18 protein-coding genes are annotated in these 20,362 nt (G+C 69.1%); 5 read left to right on the top strand and 13 right to left on the bottom strand.

Going from position 1 to position 20,362, the window contains the following annotated elements; translation table 11 throughout:
* Positions 1 to 12: 12 nt before the first annotated feature.
* Positions 13 to 513: a GNAT family N-acetyltransferase gene (locus FEI13_RS14415; RefSeq protein WP_138182220.1), complete on the bottom strand. Its 501-nt coding sequence runs from the start codon at positions 511 to 513 to the stop codon at positions 13 to 15.
* Between the two features lie 168 nt (positions 514 to 681).
* On the opposite strand from FEI13_RS14415, the gene FEI13_RS14410 reads away from it, so the two are divergent.
* Entirely contained in the window at positions 682 to 2,190 is a 1,509-nt protein-coding gene (locus tag FEI13_RS14410; protein WP_138182219.1) for a RimK family protein, read from the top strand.
* A gap of 65 nt (positions 2,191 to 2,255) precedes the next feature.
* Complete coding sequence (gene cobO, locus FEI13_RS14405) at positions 2,256 to 2,855, top strand: cob(I)yrinic acid a,c-diamide adenosyltransferase (protein WP_138182218.1); 600 nt, start codon at positions 2,256 to 2,258, stop codon at positions 2,853 to 2,855.
* An 81-nt stretch (positions 2,856 to 2,936) separates the two neighbouring features.
* On the opposite strand, the gene FEI13_RS14400 is transcribed toward cobO, so the two are convergent.
* From FEI13_RS14400 to FEI13_RS14350, 11 genes are all read right to left on the bottom strand, one after another.
* Positions 2,937 to 4,232, bottom strand: coding sequence for an adenylosuccinate synthase (locus tag FEI13_RS14400; protein WP_138182217.1), 1,296 nt, complete (start codon positions 4,230 to 4,232; stop codon positions 2,937 to 2,939).
* A 72-nt stretch (positions 4,233 to 4,304) separates the two neighbouring features.
* Positions 4,305 to 5,501, bottom strand: coding sequence for an ATP phosphoribosyltransferase regulatory subunit (locus FEI13_RS14395; RefSeq protein WP_138182216.1), 1,197 nt, complete (start codon positions 5,499 to 5,501; stop codon positions 4,305 to 4,307).
* A 183-nt stretch (positions 5,502 to 5,684) separates the two neighbouring features.
* A complete protein-coding gene (gene hflC / locus FEI13_RS14390; protein WP_138182264.1) occupies positions 5,685 to 6,566 on the bottom strand; it encodes a protease modulator HflC in 882 nt (293 codons plus the stop codon).
* A 2-nt stretch (positions 6,567 to 6,568) separates the two neighbouring features.
* Positions 6,569 to 7,780 (bottom strand): FtsH protease activity modulator HflK, encoded by a 1,212-nt coding sequence (hflK, locus tag FEI13_RS14385; protein WP_138182215.1) that lies wholly within the window; start codon positions 7,778 to 7,780, stop codon positions 6,569 to 6,571.
* A gap of 144 nt (positions 7,781 to 7,924) precedes the next feature.
* Positions 7,925 to 9,241 carry a ribosome rescue GTPase HflX gene (gene hflX, locus FEI13_RS14380; protein WP_138182214.1) on the bottom strand — a complete coding sequence of 439 codons (1,317 nt, stop codon included), beginning with the start codon at positions 9,239 to 9,241 and terminating at the stop codon, positions 7,925 to 7,927.
* Between the two features lie 8 nt (positions 9,242 to 9,249).
* Positions 9,250 to 9,501, bottom strand: coding sequence for an RNA chaperone Hfq (gene hfq / locus FEI13_RS14375; RefSeq protein WP_089847152.1), 252 nt, complete (start codon positions 9,499 to 9,501; stop codon positions 9,250 to 9,252).
* 123 nt (positions 9,502 to 9,624) lie between these two features.
* The gene (gene miaA / locus FEI13_RS14370) at positions 9,625 to 10,563 is read right to left on the bottom strand and encodes a tRNA (adenosine(37)-N6)-dimethylallyltransferase MiaA (protein ID WP_138182213.1); all 939 of its coding nucleotides are present in this window, start codon (positions 10,561 to 10,563) and stop codon (positions 9,625 to 9,627) included.
* Between the two features lie 155 nt (positions 10,564 to 10,718).
* Positions 10,719 to 12,707 (bottom strand): DNA mismatch repair endonuclease MutL, encoded by a 1,989-nt coding sequence (gene mutL, locus FEI13_RS14365; protein WP_138182212.1) that lies wholly within the window; start codon positions 12,705 to 12,707, stop codon positions 10,719 to 10,721.
* A 139-nt stretch (positions 12,708 to 12,846) separates the two neighbouring features.
* On the bottom strand, positions 12,847 to 14,307 hold the full coding sequence (locus tag FEI13_RS14360) for an N-acetylmuramoyl-L-alanine amidase (RefSeq protein ID WP_138182211.1): 1,461 nt from the start codon (positions 14,305 to 14,307) through the stop codon (positions 12,847 to 12,849).
* Positions 14,304 to 14,807, bottom strand: a complete 504-nt coding sequence (tsaE, locus tag FEI13_RS14355; protein ID WP_138182210.1) for a tRNA (adenosine(37)-N6)-threonylcarbamoyltransferase complex ATPase subunit type 1 TsaE — start codon at positions 14,805 to 14,807, stop codon at positions 14,304 to 14,306. Before tsaE ends, FEI13_RS14360 begins: the two co-directional genes overlap by 4 nt.
* Positions 14,788 to 16,323, bottom strand: a complete 1,536-nt coding sequence (locus tag FEI13_RS14350; protein WP_138182209.1) for an NAD(P)H-hydrate dehydratase — start codon at positions 16,321 to 16,323, stop codon at positions 14,788 to 14,790. The genes tsaE and FEI13_RS14350 overlap by 20 nt, the downstream gene beginning before the upstream one ends.
* Positions 16,324 to 16,422: 99 nt before the next feature.
* On the opposite strand from FEI13_RS14350, the gene queG reads away from it, so the two are divergent.
* Positions 16,423 to 17,526, top strand: a complete 1,104-nt coding sequence (gene queG, locus FEI13_RS14345) for a tRNA epoxyqueuosine(34) reductase QueG (RefSeq protein WP_138182208.1) — start codon at positions 16,423 to 16,425, stop codon at positions 17,524 to 17,526.
* A gap of 109 nt (positions 17,527 to 17,635) precedes the next feature.
* Here queG and orn read toward each other — a convergent pair whose 3' ends face one another.
* The gene (orn, locus tag FEI13_RS14340; RefSeq protein WP_138182207.1) at positions 17,636 to 18,238 is read right to left on the bottom strand and encodes an oligoribonuclease; all 603 of its coding nucleotides are present in this window, start codon (positions 18,236 to 18,238) and stop codon (positions 17,636 to 17,638) included.
* 86 nt (positions 18,239 to 18,324) lie between these two features.
* Here orn and rsgA point away from each other — a divergent pair, with 86 nt between their 5' ends.
* Together rsgA and FEI13_RS14330 are read left to right on the top strand one after the other, a co-directional pair.
* Positions 18,325 to 19,371 carry a small ribosomal subunit biogenesis GTPase RsgA gene (rsgA, locus tag FEI13_RS14335; RefSeq protein WP_138182206.1) on the top strand — a complete coding sequence of 349 codons (1,047 nt, stop codon included), beginning with the start codon at positions 18,325 to 18,327 and terminating at the stop codon, positions 19,369 to 19,371.
* Positions 19,372 to 19,448: 77 nt separating this feature from the next.
* The gene (locus tag FEI13_RS14330) at positions 19,449 to 20,282 is read left to right on the top strand and encodes a sulfurtransferase (protein WP_138182205.1); all 834 of its coding nucleotides are present in this window, start codon (positions 19,449 to 19,451) and stop codon (positions 20,280 to 20,282) included.
* Positions 20,283 to 20,362 lie beyond the last annotated feature (80 nt).

The raw sequence follows: 20,362 nt of genomic DNA, 5'->3' as shown, positions 1-20,362 counted from the left end.
AAGACGATTCTATCAGCCTGCGCGCCGGGGCGCGGCTTCCAGAAAGACCTCCAGCGGCTTGGCCATCTGCCAGCCACCGCAGCCGTCCACGTAGTAATCGCCCAGCCAGCGCTCCGGGTAGAAGCCCATGCGTCGATAGAGCCCGAGCGCCACGGCATTGTCGGCACGCACTTCCAGGCCGAGCACCTCGGCCTCCCGCACGCGCGCCTCGGCCTCCAGTGCCACCAGCAGGCGCCGGCCGAGGCCTCTGCCGCGCCCCTCGGGATGCACGCAGAAGGAATAGAGTCGAGCGCGGCGGCTGCCGCGGCGAAACAGCAGGATGCCGTAGCCGAGCAGGCGCTGGTTCCCTTCGGCCGCGTCCTTGCGTTCCGCGACCAGGGTGACGGCATGGGCACGGTTGAGCAGGTGCCAGAGCTGACGACGGCTGAAGCGATCGCCGCTGAAGGCCACCTGTTCCAGCCGATAGAGAGCATCCAGGTCATGGCTGTTGGCCTGGCGCAGGGTGACGGTCATCTCGAGTCTCCAGAGGTCCTGGCAACGATTGTGATCATGGCCAATGTCGATGTCATCGGCGTCGACCATGAAATCTTTTCACCCATCGCGGCGCTTGTCGGCGCCTGGCCTCAGGCGCATGCTGGCCGCATTCCGGCGGCACCTCGCCGCCCTGCCTGGAAGCCTGACATGTGTCCGCTGCGCATCGTCGTCGACCGCCTGGAAGACTGGCGCCCCTACTTCCCCTCCGAGGATGTGATCACCGCCGACGACTTCCTCGCCCAGGACCGACAGCACCGGCTTGCCGATGAGCCGAACCGCACCACCCGCGTGATCAACCTGTGCGGCGAGCTCGACGATCTAGGTACCGGCTACTACGTATCGCTGCTGGCCCAGGCGCGGGGACATCGCGTCTTGCCTGCGGTGGAGACGCTCAATGCACTCGGGCGCAAGGCGCTGGTCGACCTGCAGCTCGATGGCCTGGATGCCCTGCTTGACGACCTGAGGCGCCAGGGTGCTTTGTGCGGCGACCGACTGACCCTGCGGGTGCTATTCGGCGACTGCCGGGAGCCCGGCCTCGCGAGGCTGGCGCGCAAGCTCTTCGAACGCCTGCCCTGTCCGCTGCTCGAGGCGCGCCTGGTGCGCCGCCACGGCGCCTGGCGGCTGGCGCGCCTGAAGCCCCTGCGCCTGCGCGAGCTGACCGCCGACGAGCAGGACCTGTTCGCGACGGCCCTCAATCGCCACTCGCGCCGGGTATGGCGCACTCCCCAGGCGCGCCGCCGCTACCGCTTCGACCTGGCGATCCTGGTCGATCCCGAGGAGGCGCTGCCGCCGAGTAACCGCGGGGCGCTGAAGGCGTTCATTCGTGCAGGGCGCCGACAGGGCATCGACGTTTCGCTGATCACCCGCCGCGACGCCGGACGCCTCGCCGAGTTCGACGGCCTGTTCATTCGTGAGACCACCGCGCTGGATCACCACACCTATCGCATGGCCCGACGCGCGGAACACGAGGGGCTGGTGGTGATCGATGCGCCCCGCGACATCCTGCGCTGCACCAACAAGGTCTACCTGCACGCCCTGCTGCGGGCCAGGGGCGTGCCGGCACCGGAGGGCATCTTACTCAAGCGCGGTGATCGCCGACCGCTGGCCGAGCGGGTTGCAGGCCTGGGTTTCCCGCTAGTACTGAAGATTCCCGACGGCGCCTTCTCCCGGGGCATCGTCAAGGTGGCGTCCCTGGAAGAGCTCGCGCGCGAATCTGAGCGGCTCTTCGCCACCTCGGCCCTACTGCTGCTTCAGGAGTGGCTGCCCACTGCGTTCGACTGGCGGATCGGCGTGCTCGACGGCCAGGTGCTGTTCGCCAGCCGCTACTACATGGCCCGAGGCCACTGGCAGATCTACGACCACTCCGGCGGCCGAGTGAAGAGCGGCGGCTTCACCACCCACGATCCCGCCGAGGTGCCGCCAGCCGTTATCAAGGCGGCACTGCGTGCCACCCGGCTGATCGGCGACGGCTTCTATGGGGTCGATATCAAGCAGGCCGGCGAGCGGGTCGTGGTGATCGAGGTCAACGACAACCCCAACGTGGATGCCGGCATCGAGGATGCCATGCTTGGCCGGGCTCTCTATGAGCGGATCATGGCCGTCTTCCTGGCGCGCATGGAAGCCCGGATAGGTCAGCGTGCCAGCCTCGAAGGCTGACGCACGACGCGTTCTGGCGTATGCTGCCACTCCTCGACAAGCCTTGTACACGTCACGGAGCCTCGATGAACGATCGCGATACCCGCCACCAGCAGGCGATGCAGAAACTCAAGACCCGGGTCGACGAGAAGGTCGCCGAGGCGACCGAGCAGCGCGGGCTGTTAATGGTCTTCACCGGCAACGGCAAGGGCAAGACCACGGCCGCCTGGGGCACCGTGACCCGGGCCCTGGGCTACGGCTACCGGGTCGGGGTGGTGCAGTTCATCAAGGGGCTCTGGGAGTGCGGCGAGCGCGAACGGCTGGCCGAGGACGAGCATCTCGAGGTCGCGATCATGGCCACCGGCTTCACCTGGGACACCCAGGACCGCGACGCCGACACCCGCGCCTGCCAGGAGGTGTGGGCCGAGGCCGAGCGCATGCTCACCGACCCCGACGTCTACCTAGTGGTGCTCGACGAGATCACCTACATGCTCAAGTTCGGCTATCTGGACATCGCCACCGTGAAGGCGGCGCTGGCGAACCGCCCCGCCGAGCAGACGGTGATCGTCACCGGGCGCAACGCCCACCGGGAGCTCGTCGCCATGGCCGATACCGTCACCGAGATGACCGAGGTTCGACACGCCTTCAACAGCGGCCTCCAGGCGCGCCGCGGCATCGATTACTGACGCCCTCCTCCGCCGACTGAATGCGCGAAGGCCGGCCCCCAGGGCCGGCCTTCGCGTCTTGCCGTCGGTGCGCGGTCGCGATCAGCCGCCGAACGGATTGCGCAGCACGATGGTCTCGTTGCGGTCCGGGCCGGTGGAGATGATGTCGATGGAGGTGCCGACCCTCTCCTCGAGGAAGCTGATGTAGGCGCGGGCGTTGGCCGGCAGGTCCTCGACGCGTTTGACGCCGAGGGTCGACTCGCTCCAGCCCGGCAGGTCCTCGTAGACCGGCTCGATGGCTTCGTAACCCTCGGAGTCCACGGGAGTGTCGAGCACCTCGCCATCCTTGCTGCGATAGCCCACGCAGACGCGGATGTTCTCCAGGCCGTCGAGCACGTCGAGCTTGGTCAGACAGATCCCGGAGACCGAGTTGATCTGCACCGCATGACGCAGCGCCACGGCATCGAACCAGCCACAGCGGCGCGCGCGCCCGGTGGTGGCGCCGAACTCGTGGCCCTTCTCGGCCAGGTGGCGGCCGTGGTCGTCGAACAGCTCGGTCGGGAAGGGGCCGGAGCCGACGCGAGTGGTGTAGGCCTTGGTGATGCCCAGCACGTAGTCCAGATAGAGCGGCCCCACGCCGGAACCGGTGGCGGTGCCGCCGGCGGTGGTGTTGGAGCTGGTCACGTAGGGGTAGGTGCCGTGGTCGATGTCCAGCAGCGAGCCCTGGGCGCCCTCGAAGAGGATGTTCTCGCCGGCGCGGCGCATGTCGTGGACCAGCGAGACGGCGTCGCAGACCATCGGGCGCAGTTCCTCGGCCATGGCCATGGCCTCGTCGAAGACCTGCTGGAAGTCCACCGGCTCCTCGCGGTGGTACTCCTTGAGCACGAAGTTGTGATACTGCAGCACCTCGCCCAGCTTGGAGGCGAAGCGCTCGCGGTGCAGCATGTCGCCCAGGCGCAGGCCGCGACGCGCGACCTTGTCCTCGTAGGCCGGCCCGATGCCGCGACCGGTGGTGCCGATCTTGGCGATGCCGCGATCCTTCTCGCGAGCCTGATCCAGGCGCACGTGGTAGGGCAGGATCAGCGGGCAGGAGGGCGACAGGCGCAGGCGCTCGCGCACCGGCACTCCCTTGTCCTCGAGCTCGCGGATCTCCTTCATCAGCGCCTCGGGCGACAGCACCACGCCGTTGCCGATCACGCAGAGCTTGTCCTCGCGCAGGATCCCGGAGGGGATCAGGTGCAGCACGGTCTTCTCGCCGTCGATCACCAGGGTGTGCCCGGCGTTGTGACCGCCCTGGAAGCGCACCACCGCCGACGCGGATTCGGTGAGCAGGTCGACCACCTTGCCCTTGCCTTCGTCACCCCACTGGGTACCCAGTACGACTACATTCTTGCCCATTGTGCTCTCGTCTCTCGTTGCGGCACCGCGCCCTTGAAAAGGCCCAGGGCCGAGGTCATTGACCGCTGGCCGTCAGGCGCGGTCCTGTGGGGTCTCGAGGAAGCGTGGCTCCCAGCGACCGTCGATACGCTCCAGCCGGCGATCGCAGCGGTGCTCCGCCGGACCGGTGCGCTGCCCGGGCAGCGCCTGGACGACCCGCTCGCCCTGCTGGCGCAGCGCCTGCAGGGCGTCGGCGAGCCCCTCCCCTTCGGCCGGCGCCCAGATGCCGTCGGGCTCAGGCGCACCGGGGGCCAGGGTGGCCAGCAGCTTCAGGTCCATGGAGAAGCCGGTGGCCGGCCGGGCCCGACCGAAGGCGCGGCCGGTATCGTCGTAGCGCCCGCCCTTGGCCAGCGCCTGGCCATAGTGCGGCACGTAGGCGGCGAACATCATGCCGGTGTGGTACTGATAGCCACGCAGCTCGGCCAGGTCGAAGTAGGGCTCGACCCCGGGGTACTCGGCGAACACGCCATCGACCAGGGCCCGCAGCTGATCCAGGGCCGCGCCCACGGGCTGGGGCGCCTCCTCGAAGGCCTCGCGGGCCGCCTCCAGCACCTCGCGTCCGCCGTGCAGGTCGCCCAGGGCGAGGAACATCGCCGCGAGGCCCGGGTCGTGCACGCTCTCCTCGACGCGCGCCGCGAGCTCGCCCGGCGATTTCAGCGCCAGGGCATCGAACAGCGCACGTTCCTGGTCGGCGTCGAGGCCGGCGGCCTCGACCAGGCTGCGATAGATCCCGATGTGACCCAAGGCCAGGTGGATCTCCTTGGCGCCGGCCGTCTCGAGGCTCGCCAGGGCCAGGCGCAGGATCTCCAGGTCGGCCTCGAGGCCCGCATGACCAAACAGCTCCACGCCGACCTGCACCGGGCTGCGGCCACCCTGGTACTGGTCGGCCTTGGCGCGCAGCACGTTGGTGCAGTAGCAGAGCCGGACCGGCCCCTGGCGACGCAGGGAGTGGGCGTCCATGCGCGCGACCTGGGGCGTGACGTCGGCGCTGACGCCCATCATGCGGCCGGTCATCTGATCGGTGAGCTTGAAGGTCTGCAGATCGAGGTCGGTCCCGGTGCCGGTCAGCAGGGAATCCAGGAACTCCACGGGGGGGGGCATCACCTGATCGTAGCCCCAGCGGTGATAGAGGTCGAGCAGCGCTCGGCGCAGCTCCTCCATGCGACTGGCCTGGGGCGGCAGTACCTCGTCCATGCCGTCGGGGAGCAGCCAGCGGTCAGCGATGGTCATGTCGTTCATCCTGCTAGACGATGGTGGGCCTTCGGCGATTCCCGGGTCGCGCGAGGCGGATCGGCGAGTGGGCGCCGGGGAGAGGCCACAAAAAAACCGGGCCACGCCCGGTTGATGGATTCTATCACGTTTGCAGGCCGGTTGAACCCCGACCGGCGGGCGGCGCACCGCCCGCCGCCCGGCTCACTGGTCCGTCGCGGCCGGACTCTTGAGGTACTGGAAGAAGTCGCTGGAGGGGTCCAGCACCAGCATGTTGCCGTCGCCCTCGAAGCTCTGGCGATAGGCATCGAGGCTGCGCCAGAAGCTGAAGAACTCCTCGTCCTTGCCGTAGGCCTCGGAGAAGATGGCCGCCGCCTCGGCATCGCCCTCACCGCGCAGCGTCTCGGAGCGAGCACGCGCCTGGGCGAGCAGCACCGAGCGCCGGCGATCGGCATTGGCGCGGATCCGCTCGGACTCCTCCCGACCCTGGGCCCGCCATTCGCTGGCCTGGCGCTCACGCTCGGAGCGCATGCGGTCATAGACCGCCGAGGAGACGTCCTCGGGCAGGTCGATGCGCTTGACGCGAATATCGAGGATCGCCACGCCGAGTTCGTCGCGCATCAGCGCGTTCAGTTCCTCAGTGGGCCCCGTCATCAGGTCATCACGCTTCTCCGAGATGATCTGCTGCAGGTTCAGGCGACCGAACTCGTTACGCAGGCTCTCGTCGACCCGCGGCTGGATCAGGCGCACCGCCTGCAGCTCGTCGCCGGAGGTCGCCTCGTAGTAGCGCGTCGGATTGATCACCTGCCACTGGACGTAGGAATCGACGATCACCGCCTTCTGCTCGAGGGTCAGGTAACGGCTGGGATCGGTATCCAGCGTCAGCACCCGGGTATCGAAGGTGCGCACGGTCTGGGTGATCGGCACCTTGACGTGCAGGCCGGGCTGGATGTCCTCCTCGATGATCTCGCCGAAGCGCAGCTTCACCGCACGCTCGGTCTCGTCCACCACGTAGAGGCTGTTGCTGGCCAGCCAGGCGATGGCGGCCAGGCCGCCCACGACGAGCAGGGATCGATTATTGATCATCATTAACGGCCCTCCCTGCGGATGCCATTGCTGTTGCTGCTGTTGCTGCTGCTCGACGACTGGCTACTACCGAGGCGCTCGAGGACCCGCGGATCCAGCCCCTCATCGCTGCCCTGGGCGCTGGCGCCCGAGCTGCCGGCGCTGCCGAGACGGTCGAGCGGCAGCACCATCAGCGGGCTGTTCTCGGACACATCCACCATCACCTTGGCGGTCTCGCCGTAGACCTCGGACATGGTGTCGAGGTAGAGGCGCTCGCGCATGATCGCGGGATCATCCTGGTACTGGGTCAGGAGGGCGCTGAAGCGGCTGGCCTGGCCCTCGGCCTCGGCGACTACCGATTCGCGATAGCCCTGACCCTGCTCGACCAGGCGCTGGGCCTGCCCCTGAGCCGCCGGGATCACGGCATTGGCGTAGGCCAGCGCCTGGTTGATGGTGCGCTGACGGTCTTCGCGGGCGCGGATGACGTCGTCGAAGGCGTCCTGCACCGGATCGGGCGGCGCGGTGGACTCGACGTTGAGAGTCTGCAGCAAGATGCCCGTTCCGTAGCTGTCCAGGTAGGACTGCAGGCGGCTCGCCACGGAGCTGCCGAGAATCTCACGCCCGGAGGTCAGGATATCGATCATGTCGGTACCGCCGACCACGTGGCGCAGCGCGCTGTCCAGGGCGTTCTCGAGGCTGAGCTCGGGGTTGCGCACGTTGAGCACGTAGGAGCGGGGATCGGCGACCTGGTACTGGGCCGAGATCTCGACCGAGACGATGTTCTCGTCCTGGGTCAGCATCGACTGGGTCTGGGTCAGCGAGCGCACGCGAGTCACGTTGACCATCCGCACGTCATCGATCAGCGGCGGGTTCCACTGCAGACCCGGAGTGACCACTTCCTGGAACTTGCCGAAGCGCAGCACCACGCCGCGCTCGGACTGATCGACCAGGTAGAACCCGGAGGCCGCCCAGATGGCCAGTACCACCACGATCAGCAGGCCAGGCAGGGTGAAGGCGTTGCGTGGCTTGCCACCGCCGCCCTTGCCTCCGGCGCCGCCGCGCTTTCCGCCGCGGCCGCCCAGCATGTTGTTGAGTTTGTCCTGAAACTTCTTCAGGGCCTCATCGAGGTCGGGCGGCCCCTGATTGCCGCCGCCCTTGCCGCCTCCGTTGCCACCACGTCCCCCACCGCTCCAGGGGTCGTGCTGGTTGCCACCACCAGGCTCATTCCAGGCCATTCGTCGTCTCCACTCTGCGTTGCGTCCCGTCGACAAGACAACTGGCGACGGGCGTCCGTTGCGATCCTTCGGGTGCCGCCCGGCCGTGCCCGGCGTCCCTGTTATGATGTTGTGGTCGCGGCGAGGTGTCCTGCCCCGCCTGCCTCACGCTTCCCAGACCGGCTTCTCCTGCAGGGTCGTCGGCAGGTAGTCGTCGGCCCGCTCGCCCAGGCGCGCCATCAGCTGCAGGAAGTCGCGCCGCGGCAGGCGCACCGTCAGCAGGCTGTGTCCCTGGTCGTCGAAACGCTCCTCGCGCACCGCCCCCAGCTCATGTAGCCCGGCACGCAACTTGCCCTGCTCGGGGGCCAGGGCCAGTTCGAGCTCGATGATGTCCTCGGCCAGGCACTCGGAGAGCGCCTGCTCCAGGAGCTCGAGTCCCTTGCCCTGCTGTGCCGAAACCCACACCACCTCGGGGTGCCCCTCGCCGTCGCGCTCGATGCGCGGGGCACTGTCGAGCAGGTCGATCTTGTTCATCACCTTGAGCGTCGGCAAATCACGAGCCCCGATCTCCTCGAGCACCGCCTCGACCTGGCCGACGTTGAGCTCGCGGTCGGGGTCGGCGGCATCGATCACGTGGACCAGCAGGCTCGCCTCCGCGGCCTCCTGCAGGGTCGCGCGGAAGGCCTCGACCAGCTTGTGGGGCAGGTGACGGATGAAGCCCACGGTATCGGCGAGCACCACCGGGCCGACGTCCTCGATCTCCACGCGCCTGAGCGTCGGGTCGAGGGTAGCGAAGAGCTGGTCGGCCGCATAGACCTCGGCGGTGGTCAGGGCGTTGAAGAGCGTGGACTTGCCGGCATTGGTATAGCCGACCAGCGACACGCTGGGGATCTCGGCCCGGGAGCGGGCCCGACGATTCTGGCTGCGCTGGCTACGCACCTTGTCGAGCCGCTTGTGGATCGCCTTGATGCGCGCCCGCAGCAGGCGGCGGTCGGTCTCGAGCTGGGTCTCGCCCGGCCCGCGCAGGCCGATGCCGCCCTTCTGGCGCTCCAGGTGGGTCCAGCCGCGCACCAGCCGGGTCGACATGTACTCGAGCTGGGCCAGCTCCACCTGCAGCTTGCCCTCATGGGTGCGGGCGCGCTGGGCGAAGATATCGAGAATCAGGCCGGTACGGTCGATCACCCGGCACTTGAGCTCGCGCTCGAGGTTGCGTTCCTGGGAGGGGCTGAGCGCGTGATTGAAGATCACCAGTTCGGCCTGATGGACGGCCTTCGCCTCGCGCAGCTCCTCGAGCTTGCCCGACCCGACGAAGGTACGCGAGTCGGGGCGCTTGCGGCTGCCGGTGAGCAGCGTGGCCGGCGTGGCGCCGGCCGAGCGAACCAGCTCGAGGAACTCTCCCGCGTCCTCGCGCTCCTGCTCGTCCTGGAAATCCACATGGACGAGGACCGCCATCTCACCGGCGTCGGGGCGTTCAAAAAACAATCAGTACCTCACGCATCAGTGTCCGACGGCGCGCCGGCGTCCGGGGCCGGCAGGCGCACGTTGCGCGACGGCACCACGGTGGAAATAGCATGCTTGTAGACCATCTGGCTGACCGTGTTGCGCAGCAGGATGACGAACTGATCGAAGGACTCGATCTGGCCCTGCAGCTTGATGCCGTTGACCAGGAAAATCGATACCGGAATGCGCTCCTTGCGCAGGATGTTCAGGTACGGATCTTGAAGGGACTGCCCTTTGGACATGTTGCTCTCCCTGAAGTGTCTCTGGGGGTTGATGTTATGTCTGTCATGGTCGCTCCGGCCAGGGGGCAACGCTGAATACCCTGAGGGGCCTGTTTACCCGGCCACCGAGAGCGCCATCTTACGCTAAGTGCCGAATTCGCGCACCAGTTTCAGCACCTCGCCCAGCGGGTCGGGGCCCAGGCTGTCGACCCACTCGAGCCCCGGCCAGCTGCGCATCCAGGTCAGCTGGCGCTTGGCCAGCTGGCGGGTCGCGATGATGCCGAGCCGCTCGAGCTCGGCGCGGTCGATCTCGCCCTCGAGATAGGACCATACCTGACGATAGCCCACGCTCTTCATCGACGGCAGCGAGGCCGCGAGATCGCCGCGCCCCTTCAGCGCGGCGACCTCCTCGATCAGCCCAGCGTCGAGCATGGCCCTGAAGCGCTGGGCGATCCGCTCATGCAGTATGCCGCGATCGCCCGGCGCGAGGCCTATCGACAACGTACGAAAGGGAAAGGTTTCCTGATGCTGCTCATCCCACAGCGCGCTGAGCGAGCGTCCGGCGAGACGATGGACCTCCAGCGCCCGCGTCAGGCGCTGGGGGTCGTTGGGGTGGATGCGCGCCGCCGAGACCGGATCGACCCGGGCGAGCTCCTCGTGAAGCGATGCCAGGCCCCGCTCGGCCACCTGACGCTCGAGCTCGGCACGCACCGCCGGATCGGCGGCCGGCAGGTTGGCCACGCCCTCGAGCAGGTGCTTGAAGTACATCATGGTGCCGCCGACCAGCAGCGGCATCCGGCCGGCGGCGGTGATGGCATGCATCTCGCGCAGGGCATCCTCACGGAAATCGGCTGCCGAGTAGGGCTCGGCCGGATCGCGGATGTCGATCAGCCGGTGCGGCGCGCGCGAAAGCTCCTCGGACTCGGGCTTGGCGCTGCCAATGTCGAGGCCGCGATAGACCATCGCCGAGTCGACGCTGATCAGCTCGCAGCCGAGCCGCTCGTGAAGCTCGATGGCGAGGTCGGTCTTGCCGGCGGCGGTGGGGCCCATCAGCAGGATGGCGGGGGGGCGGTCGTCAGGCATTCGGGCTCCAGAAGAGACGAATCCGGCGACAGGTCTGCGAGGAGGCGCTGTGAATCCCTCCTTGGACGCTACCGATTCCATCCCTGGAATCGGACCTCCTCTACGACCTGTCCCCGGCGTCTCTCATAAAACAGTCCGGTTCAGTACATCGAAGTTCACTGCCCCCTCAGGAAGAGGCGGTCGAGTTCCTTCATGCTCATCTCGGTCCAGGTGGGGCGGCCGTGATTGCACTGGCCGCTGCGCTCGGTGCGCTCCATGTCGCGCAGCAGCGCATTCATCTCCTCGAGGCCGAGCTGGCGATTGGCGCGCACGCTGCCGTGGCAGGCCATGGTCGCCAGCAGCTCGTTGATACGCGCCTCGACCCGGTCGGAACGCCCGTAGCGCTCCAGATCGGCGAGCATATCGCGCACCAACGGCTCCACGTCGGCATCGGCCAGCAGCACCGGCACCTGGCGCACCAGCAGGGTCTCGGGGCCGGCCGCATCGAGCTCCACGCCGAGGCGCGAGAAGGCCTCCCGCTCGGCCTCGGCGGTCGCGACTTCTGCCGGGGTCGCGGCCAGCGACACCGGCACCAGCAGCGGCTGGGCCTGCAGCCCGACGCCGTCGCCGGCCTCGCCGTGCACCTGCGACTTCATGCGCTCGTAGACGATGCGCTCGTGGGCGGCGTGCATATCCACCACCACCAGGCCGCGCTCGGTCTGGGAGAGGATGTAGACGCCGTGCAGCTGGGCCACGGCGTAGCCCAGCGGCGGCGCCCGGGTGGTGTCCTCCTCGGGCATCGCCGGCCGCGGAGCACGCTCCGCCTGGGCGGCGCGGCGCTCGTCGAGGGCCACGTCGGCGGCGCTGCCGCCGGGAGCCGGCGCGGTGGGCTGCGGGGTCAGCAGGGTCTCCTCGTGCTCGGGATGCAGCGCGCGGTAGCCCTCCATGAAGGCCCGGACGCGGGCGGGCGTCACGCCCTCTCGCCCGTCACCGCTGCTGTCCCCCCTACCGGCGCCGTGACCGGGCAGCGCCATGGGCTGCTGCTGCCAGGCCGGCGCGGCCTCGCGCACGCCGCGAGCGGCATCTGCACCCGCTGATCCGCTCTGGCCCGGCTCCGCTTCCACGCCGTGCGCCTCGTCGCGCTCGCCGGGCCTCGCCTCGGCCAGCGCCCGATGCAGGCTCGAGAACAGGAAGTCGTGAACCATGCGCCCATCGCGGAAGCGCACCTCGTGCTTGGTCGGATGGACGTTGACGTCCACCACCCGCGGGTCGACCTCCAGGTAGAGCACGAATACCGGATGGCGGCCGTGGAAGAGCACGTCGCGATAGGCCTGGCGGATGGCGTGAGCCACCAGGCGGTCGCGCACCACGCGGCCGTTGACGAAGAAGTACTGTTGGTCGGCCTGGGCACGCGAGTGGGTCGGCAGGCCGACCCAGCCCCACAGCCGTAGCCCGCCGACCTCGAGATCGAGATGCAGGGCGTTCTCCAGGAAGCCCTTGCCGAGCAGGGCGCCGAGGCGCCGCTCCCGGGTGACCGGGTCGTCGCCCGGCGGCAGCTGGTGGAGCGTCTTCTGGTTGTGGCGCAGCATCCAGCCGATATCGAAGCGCGACAGCGCCTGGCGCCGGAAGGCCTCCTCGACGTGGCCGAACTCGGTCTTCTCGGTGCGCAGGAAATTGCGCCGCGCCGGCGTGTTGAAGAAGAGATCGCGCACCGTCACCGAGGTGCCGCGCGGATGCGGCGCCGGGGAGACACGAGGCTCCATGCGGCGCCCCTCGGCGACCACGCGCCAGCCGCCGCGGGGGTCCTCGTCGACGTTGGAGACCAGCTCCAGGCGCGAGACCGAGCTGATGGAGGCCAGCGCCTCGCCGCGAAAGCCCAGGCTCGCCACCCCCTCGAGCTCCTCCAGGGAGAGGATCTTGCTGGTGGCATGCCGCGACAGCGCCAGCGGCAGGTCATCCTCGGCGATGCCGCTGCCGTCGTCGCGCACCCGGATCAGCCGGGCGCCGCCGCTCTCGAGCTCGACCTCGACGCGGCGGCTACCGGCATCGATGGCGTTCTCCACCAGCTCCTTGACCACCGAGGCGGGGCGTTCGACCACCTCGCCGGCGGCGATCTGGTTCGCCAGGCGGGGGGCGAGGATCTGGATGTGTCGCTTCTCTGACATGTCACTCCATGAAAGCCGTAAGCCGTAAGCCGTAAGCCGTAAGCCGTAAGCCGTAAGCCCAAACGCTGCCATTAACCTTGCTGAATGCAAGGGCTCTTCTTACAGCTTAGCGCTTATAGCTTACAGCTCCCCGAAGGGGTCAGGATCGGGGGATGCGCAGTACCTGCCCGACCCGGATCACGTCGCCATTGAGCTCGTTGGCCTGGCGGATCTGGGCCACCGGCACGCCGTGTCGTGCGGCGATCTCCGAGAGGGTGTCGCCGGGCTGGATGCGGTACTCATTGCCCGCGGTGCTGCGGCCATTATCCCGCTGCCAGGCCAGCAGGCTGGCCGGCGGCGGGTTGCGCTGGAAGTGGCCACGGACGCCGCCGAAGATGGCGTCGACCATCCGCTGCTGATAGCCCCCGTCGCGCAGCCGGCGCTCCTCGTCCGGATTGGAGATGAAACCGGTCTCGACCAGCAGCGAGGGAATATCCGGCGACTTGAGGACCACGAAGCCGGCCTGCTCCACCCGCGACTTGTGCAGCCGGTTGACTCGCTCCAGGCGATCCAGCACCTGGCCGCCGATGGTCAGCGAGTCGTTGAGGGTCGCGGTCATGGTCAGGTCGAGCAGCACGCCCCGCAACACCTCGTCCTTGTCGTCCAGCGAGAGGCTGCCGTCGACGCCGCCGATCAGGTCGGCCTCGTTCTCACTGGCGGCCAGCCACTGGGCGGTCTCGGAGGTGGCGCCGCGCTGCGACAGCGCATAGACGGAGCTGCCGTTGGGCCGCGGGCTGTTGAAGGCGTCGGCGTGGATCGAGACGAAGAGGTCGGCCTTCTGCTCGCGGGCGATACGGGTGCGCTGACGCAGCCCGACGTAGTAATCGCCGTCGCGGATCATCACCGCGCGGAAGCCCTCGGTGGCGTTGACCTTGCGAGCGAGACGCTGGGCCATCTCCAGCACGATGTCCTTCTCGCGGGTACCCGAGGGGCCGATCGCCCCGGGGTCCTCGCCGCCGTGGCCGGCGTCGACGGCGATGATGATATCGCGCCGGGGATGCGGCGCAGCCGGCTCGAGCACGTCGGGCGCGGCGACCTCGGCGGGGTTCCTGCCCTCGACCACCGCCTTGCTGCGCGCGCGCTGGGCGGCGATCTCCTGCTCACGGATCATCGTCTCGATGGGATCGATGGGATCCTCCACGGCGCTCTCGCCGGGGTACTCCAGGTCGACCACCAGGCGGTGGCCGTACTGATCATTTGGGGCCAAGGTGAAGTGCCGCGGCTCGATCTCCCGCTCGAGCTCCAGCACCACCCTCAGGCCATTGCCATCGCGCACGCCGGTACGCAGGGTGCTGATGGCGCTTCCCTCGAGATCCAGCGCGTCGACGCGGGTATTGAGCCGGCTGTCGTCCAGGTCGATCACCAGGCGCCGCGGATTGTCGAGACTGAAGACGTTGGCCTCGGCCGGGGAGGAGAGATCGAAGACCAGGCGCGCATGGTCGGGTGCCGCCCACAGGCGCAGGTTGTCAATGCTGGCGGCCTGGGCCAGGCCTCCGGCCAGGCCGAGCCCCAGCATGCCGAGGCCGACCAGCAGCCGCCTTGCGGGTATCGTGGGCCTCATGATGCCGTGTTGCCTTCCCTGTTCATTAGATCGCTCGCCAGTTCGGACATGCCCGCCAGCCGCTCGAGGACCGCCCGGCCATGGGGGCTGCGCGCCTCGAGGATCGCCTCGCGCCCCTCGTCGGCCAGGCGCAGGCGCACCTCCAGGTCCGGCGTGGGCAGCCAGCCCTCGCCGCGCTCCGGCCATTCGATCACACAGAGCGCGTCTTCGGCGAGCAGGTCGCGGCCGCCGATGAACTCCAGCTCCTCGGGGTCGCCCAGGCGATAGAGGTCGAAGTGATGCACGAGCACACCCTTGAGCTCATAGGGCTCCACCAGGGTGTAGGTCGGGCTCTTGACCGCGCCGACGTGTCCATAGGCGCGCAGGATGCCGCGGGTCAGGGTCGTCTTGCCGGCGCCCAGTTCGCCGGTCAGGTGCACGCGACCGTGGCCTTCGAGGGCTCGCCCCAGGCAGGCGCCGAAGGCGACCTGGCGGTCTTCGTCATCGAGTCGCAGCAGCATCGTTCTCGCCCATCGTCGGGTTGACCAGAATTCGCGCACAGGATGCCAGATCGCCGGCCAGCAGGCCACGCTCGCCACCCGTTCGCGCCGCCCTGTCGGCGGCCAGGGCATGCACCAGCACGCCCAGCCGTGCCGCCACCTCGAGATCGAGTCCCTGGGCCAGCAGCGCCCCGAGGATGCCGGAGAGCGCATCGCCCATGCCGCCGCTGGCCATGCCCGGGTTGCCGTAGGGACAGACGGCGAGCCCCGCAGGGCCGGCGACCAGGGTGCCGGCGCCCTTGAGCACCACCACGCCACCGTAGCGGTGCTGCAACGCCCTGGCCGCGGCGGGCCGGTCGGCCTCCACCTCGCCGGCAGAACGGCCGAGCAGGCGTGCCGCCTCGCCGGGGTGCGGGGTGAGGATCCAGTCGTCACGCTGCCGGCCACTGAACCGCGTGGCCAGCAGGTTGAGGCCATCGGCATCCACCACCAGCGGCCGCGACGCCGCCAGGGCCGCCTGCAGCATGCCCTGCCCCCAGCTGCCCTGCCCCAAGCCCGGCCCGACCACCAGCACGTCGGCACGCTCCGGCAGGGTGGCGAGATCACCGCCGCCGCGCACGCCGTGGACCATCACCTCGGGGCGGCGCACCAGGCTCGCGGTGACGTGCTCGGGCGCAGTGGCCAGGCTCACCTTGCCGGCCCCCAGCCGTGCGCAGGCCTCGGCGGCGAGTAGCGCCGCCCCGCCGAAGCCCGGTGCCCCGCCAAGTACCAGGGCATGGCCGCAGTCGCCCTTGTGGGCGTCGCGCGGCCGAGGCGGCAGCCAGGCCGCGATCAGCCCGGCCTCCAGCCGGCGAGCGGCGGGGACGAGATCGGCCGCGCCCTCGGCGTCCACGCCGAGGGCGCAGAACACCGGCTCGCCGACATGCGCCGGGGCCGCGCCGGTATAGAGCCCGAGCTTGTCGGCGATGAAGGTCACGGTGCGCGTCGCCCGAATCGCGACCCCGAGCCGCGCCCCGGTGTCGGCGTCGAGCCCCGAGGGGATGTCGATGGCCAGCACCGGTAGGCCGCTGGCGTTCACGGCCTCGATCGCCTCGCGAGCCGCCCCGCGCACCTCGCCGCCGAGCCCGGTGCCGAGCAGGGCATCGACCACCACCTCGCCCTCGAGGGGAATATCCGCCTGCCAGGGCGCGGCCGCCACCCCGGCCTCCGTGGCCATGTCGGCGGCGCGGCGGGCGTCGCCGGTCAACGCCTCCACCGGCTTGAGCAGAATACGCTGCACGGCGAGCCCCTCGGCGGCGGCCAGCGCCGCCAGCACGTGGCCGTCGCCGCCGTTGTTGCCACCGCCGCACAGCACGCTGAGCGAGCGCGCGGCGGGCCAGCGCGCCCGCAGCTCCTGCCAAGCGGCCGCGGCCGCGCGCTGCATCAGGGCGAAGCCCGCGATGCCCCCCTCGATGGTGCGCCGATCGAGCTCGCGGACTTGCTCGGCGCGATAGAGCGGCCGCAGCGTCGGCATGGGAGGTTCGGCTGACCCGGTCATGCGGTGTCTCCTCGTTCGGGATGCTTTACCATACCGAGTGTAAATTCTCTGTGCCCCACGCCAAGTCGCGGGGCCGATCTGCATGGTGTTTTCTCGATCATGAGCCCAGTGTCCCCCGCGGGTGACGACCCCGACATGGCCGCCCTCGCCGAGAGGATCAAGACCTGGGGCCGCGAGCTCGGCTTCCAGCAGCTGGGCATCACCGACGTCGACCTGGCCGAAGACGAGGCCCATCTCGAGGCCTGGCTGGCCGCCGGCCACCACGGCGAGATGGGCTTCATGGCCAAACACGGCACCAAGCGCACCCGCCCGGCGGAGCTGGTGCCCGGCACCCGGCGGGTGATCAGCGTGCGCCTGGACTACCTGCCCGCCGAGGTGGAGACCACCAAGGTGCTCGGTCGACCGTCGCTGGCCTATGTCTCCCGCTACGCCACCGGACGCGACTATCACAAGCTGATGCGCAAGCGGCTGGCGACGCTCGCCAAGTGGATCGAGGCCGAGGTCGGCGCCTTCGGCTACCGCGCCTTCGTCGACTCTGCCCCGGTCATGGAGCGCGCCCTGGCGCGCAAGGCCGGTCTCGGCTGGTTCGGCAAGAACGCCATGCTGCTCAACCCGCGGGCCGGCTCGCTGTTCTTCCTCGGCGAGCTCTACACCGACCTGCCGCTGCCGGTGGATGCGCCCTTCGAGGCCGATCACTGCGGCAGCTGCAGCGCCTGTCGCACCGCCTGTCCTACCGGGGCCATCGTCGAGGACAAGGTCGTCGATGCCCGGGCCTGCATCTCCTATCTCACCATCGAGCTCTTCGGGGCCATCCCGGAGCGCTACCGCGAGGCCATGGGCAATCGGGTGTTCGGCTGCGACGACTGCCAGCTGGTCTGCCCCTTCACCCGCTTCGCCCGGGTCAGCCAGGAGCCGGACTTCGCGCCCCGTCACGACCTGGATCGGGCGAGCCTCGTCTCGCTGTTCGCCTGGAGCGAGGAGGAGTTCCTGGAGAAGACCGCCGGCAACCCGATCCGGCGCATCGGCTACGAGCGCTGGCTACGCAACTTGGCCGTGGGGCTCGGCAACGCGCCCTGGAGCCGGGCGGTGGAGGCCGCGCTGATGGCCCGCCTGCCCTACCCCTCCGACCTGGTCCGCGAGCACGTCCGCTGGGCCCTGGCCCGCCAGCGCGAGAAGCGCCAGCGGCTGATCGCCGCAAGCTGAAAGCCGTAAGCCGTAAGCCGTAAGCCGTAAGCCGTAAGCCGTAAGCCAGGACGCTGCCCCCTTGTTCGCTCTTCGCAGGGGGTTTTCTTAAAGCTTACAGCTTATAGCTTCAAGCTCCGGACGAAGTCCGGTCGTCCTCCGCCAGGCGCAGGAAGGTCTCGCGGTAATGCGCCAGTTCGGCGATGGACTCGCGGATATCGTCCATGGCGAGATGCACGTTGCGCTTCTGGAAGCCCGCCAGGGCGCCCGGATTCCAGCGCTTGGCGATCTCCTTGAGGGTGGAGACGTCGAGGTTGCGATAGTGGAAGAAGGCCAGCAGCTCGGGCATCTCCCGCTCCAGGAAGCGGCGATCCTGGTGGATGCTGTTGCCGCACATCGGCGAGGCACCGGCCTCGACTTGGGCGGCGAGGAACTCGAGGGTGCGCCGCTCGGCCTCGGCGGTGTCGACCCGGCTCTCCTTGACCCGCTGCACCAGCCCCGAGGCGCCGTGGGTGCGGGTGTTCCACTCGTCCATGGCGTCCAGCAGCGCGTCGGGCTGGTGCACTGCGATCACCGGGCCCTCGGCGACCGTATTGAGGTCCGCATCGGTGACCAGGGTGGCGATCTCGATGATCCGCTCGCGGTTCGGGTCGAGCCCGGTCATCTCCAGGTCGATCCAGATCAGGCGCTGGCGGCGCGCATCGGCGGTGGTGGGCGTGGCATGCTCGGTCATGGGACATCCTTGCGGGGCGTTGGCTGACGACAGCGGGCGCCTTGGGTGAGTACAATGCGCCCTATTGTAGCGAGCTTCGGGCCCCCATGAGCAAACGCAAGTTGAGCCGCCAGCAGCGCTGGCGCATCGAGAAGGTCCAGGCCGAGCGCGCCCTTCGCGCCGATCGCCGCGACGCCCAGGACAGCGACAAGCTGGCCGCCGGCGAGTACGGACCAGAACAGAACGGCCGCGTGATCGCCCACTTCGGCCGCACCCTGGACGTGCGCCCCGACGAGGGCGGCGAGGCCGTGCGCTGCCACCTGCGCGCCAACCTCGAGGGGCTGGTCACCGGCGACCGGGTGATCTGGCGCGCCGCCCACGACGCCCGCGACGGCGTGGTGGTGGCCCGCGGCGAGCGGTCGAGCGTGCTGGAACGCCCCGACCCCCGCGGCCAGTTGAAGCCGGTGGCCGCCAACATCGATCAGATCCTGGTCGTCTTCGCGGTGGAACCGGCGCCCCATGCCAACCTGATCGATCGCTACCTGGTGGCCGCCGAGGCCACCGGCATCGCCCCGGTGCTGGTGCTCAACAAGATCGACCTGCTGCCGGAACACGGCGGCGAGCTACGGGCACTGCTGTCGCGCTACGAGGCGCTGGGCTACCCGGTGGTCACCTCCACCACCGCGCGCGAGGACGGCCTCTCGGATCTGTACGCGCGGCTGGCAGGGCGCACCTCGGTATTCGTCGGCCAGAGCGGCGTGGGCAAGTCGTCGCTGATCGACCGCCTGCTGCCGGATGAGGAGTTGCGCATCGGCGCGCTGTCCAAGGACACGCGCAAGGGCACCCACACCACCACCACTGCGCGCCTCTACGCCCTGCCCGCTCCGGATGACGGGACATCTGCCGAGGCCGGGCGCGGCGAGCTGATCGATTCGCCGGGGATCCGCGAGTTCGGCCTGACCCACCTGGACGAACAGCAGGTCACCGAGGGCTTCATCGAGTTTCGCGACGTGCTGGGGCGCTGTCGCTTTCGCGACTGCCGCCACCGCCAGGAGCCGGGTTGCGCCCTGCTCGCCGCCGTGGAGCGGGGCGAGATCCATCCCGAACGCTTCGCCAGCTACCGACGCATCCTCGAAAGCCTCGAAGCAAGCTGACGCCAGAGGCAAGTTCTGGCGACTGCCGAGAGACGCAGGCGCCTGCATCGAGGAGCCAACCTCAAGGAGAGTGTGCCATGAGTTCCGAAGACAACCTGCTCCCGCTGATCGTCGAGCCCGACCAGCTGGCCGCACAACTCGACGAGCCGTCGCTGCTGATCATCGACGTACCCCTGCGGGCCGAGAGCCATGGCGAGGGGCATGTACCCGGCGCCATCTTCCTGGACCATCGCCTGCTGATGCGCGGCGAAGGCGAAGTGCCCAACGAGGTGCCCTCGATCGAGGCGCTCTCGCGGCTGTTCTCGTCTCTCGGCCTGACCCGCGACACCCACGTGGTGGCCTACGACGACGAGGGCGGCGGCTGGGCCGGGCGCCTGCTGTGGACCCTGGAGCTGATCGGCCATACCCGCTACTCCTACCTCAATGGCGGCCTCCACGCCTGGCGCGAGGCCGGCCAGCCCCTCTCCACCCAGACGCGAGCGCCCGAGCCCAGCGACTACCAGGCCGAGATCCTACATCCCGAGGTGGCCATCGACCGCGTCGCGCTCGAGGAGCGCCTCGGCGAGAAGGGCTTCGCGATCTGGGATGCCCGCTCGCGGGCCGAGTACGACGGCGAGAAGGGCAACAACCGTCGCCTGGGCCACATGCCCGGGGCGGTCAACATGGAGTGGACCGACGCCATGGACCGGGAGCGCGGGCTGCGCATCCGCGACTATGCCGAACTCATCACCGAACTCGAGACCCTGGGGCTGACCCCGGACATGGAGGTGGTCACCCACTGCCAGAGCCACCACCGCAGCGGCTTCACCTGGCTCGTGGGCAAGGCGCTGGGCTTCGAGAAGATTCGCGGCTACGCCGGCTCCTGGCAGGAGTGGGGCAACCGCGACGACACCCCGATTGAGAAGCCGTAGGCCGTAAGCTGGAAGCTGGAAGCTGGAAGCTGGAAGCTGGAAGCTGGAAGCTGGAAGCTGGAAGCTGGAAGCTGGAAGCT

Origin of the sequence: Halomonas urmiana (genome assembly GCF_005780185.1) — a bacterium.
GTDB lineage: Bacteria > Pseudomonadota > Gammaproteobacteria > Pseudomonadales > Halomonadaceae > Halomonas > Halomonas urmiana.
Note: the sequence above shows the minus strand (reverse complement) of the source record. Positions and strands in the feature narration are given on the sequence as shown.